This is a genomic window from Enterobacter sp. CM29 (assembly GCF_013179605.1).
Classification (GTDB): domain Bacteria; phylum Pseudomonadota; class Gammaproteobacteria; order Enterobacterales; family Enterobacteriaceae; genus Enterobacter; species Enterobacter intestinihominis.
In genome coordinates this window covers 1-1,059 of sequence record NZ_JABMCU010000368.1, presented here as the reverse complement: position 1 = coordinate 1,059, position 1,059 = coordinate 1, and the positions used below count along the sequence as shown (strand labels likewise).

The window sequence follows — 1,059 nt, the reverse complement described above, 5'->3', positions numbered from 1 at the left end:
GTTCGGCCCGTCGCACATGGCGTTTCTGGTGGTGCCGATGGTGGGCGCATTCTTCATTGATATCGTCAACGCGCTGGTCATTAAGCTCTACCTGATGCTGCCGATGTTTGGCTGACCGTCAGGCGTTGGAATACCGCTCGGTTTCCGGCATCCAGCGTTCAATTAACGCTGCCGCCTGTTCGGGGTAGCGTTCATGAATATGACGCGCAAGGCGTTGTACTTCGGGGATCATGGCCTGATCGCGCAGCAAATCCGCCACTTTAAATTCGGCGTTACCCGTCTGACGCGTGCCAAGCAGTTCGCCCGGGCCGCGGATCTCCAGATCTTTTTGCGCAATGACGAAGCCGTCATTGCTGTCGCGTAATACCTGCAAACGCATCTGCGCGGTTTTCGACAGCGGGGCTTTGTAGAGCAGCACGCAGTGAGAGGCGATCGCACCACGGCCCACGCGGCCTCGTAGCTGGTGGAGCTGCGCCAGGCCCAGACGCTCCGGGTTCTCAATAATCATCAGGCTGGAGTTCGGCACATCCACGCCCACTTCGATAACCGTGGTCGCAACGAGTAAGTGCAGCTCGCCCTGTTTGAACGATTGCATCACCGCCTGCTTCTCGGCAGGCTTCATGCGCCCGTGAACCAGACCGACGTTCAGCTCTGGCAGGGCGAGCTTTAACTCTTCCCATGTGGCTTCGGCAGCCTGCGCTTCCAGCAGCTCAGACTCTTCAATCAGGGTGCAGACCCAGTACGCCTGACGCCCTTCCTGCGTACAGGCGTTGCGCACGCGGTCAATGATGTCGCTGCGCCGCGTGTCCGGTATGGCAACCGTGGTCACAGGCGTTCGGCCCGGCGGCAACTCGTCGATGGTGGAGGTATCCAGATCGGCATAGGCCGTCATCGCCAGGGTGCGCGGAATCGGCGTGGCGGTCATGATCAGCTGATGCGGGTGGAAGCCCTGTTGCAGACCTTTCTCCCACAGCGCCAGACGCTGATGAACACCAAAGCGGTGCTGTTCGTCGATAATGACCAGCGCCAGGCCGTTAAACTGCACCTGTTCCTGGAAAA

Annotated in this window: 2 protein-coding genes; one reads left to right on the top strand and one right to left on the bottom strand. The window is 59.7% G+C overall.

Annotation, left to right across the window (positions count from 1 at the left end):
- Positions 1 to 115, top strand: a 115-nt coding sequence (locus HP459_RS23655; protein WP_253939687.1) for a hypothetical protein, incomplete at its 5' end; no start/stop codon positions are given.
- Between the two features lie 3 nt (positions 116 to 118).
- On the opposite strand, the gene HP459_RS23090 is transcribed toward HP459_RS23655, so the two are convergent.
- Positions 119 to 1,059: ATP-dependent DNA helicase RecG (locus tag HP459_RS23090; RefSeq protein WP_171936942.1), on the bottom strand; the 941-nt coding region annotated here is incomplete at its 5' end.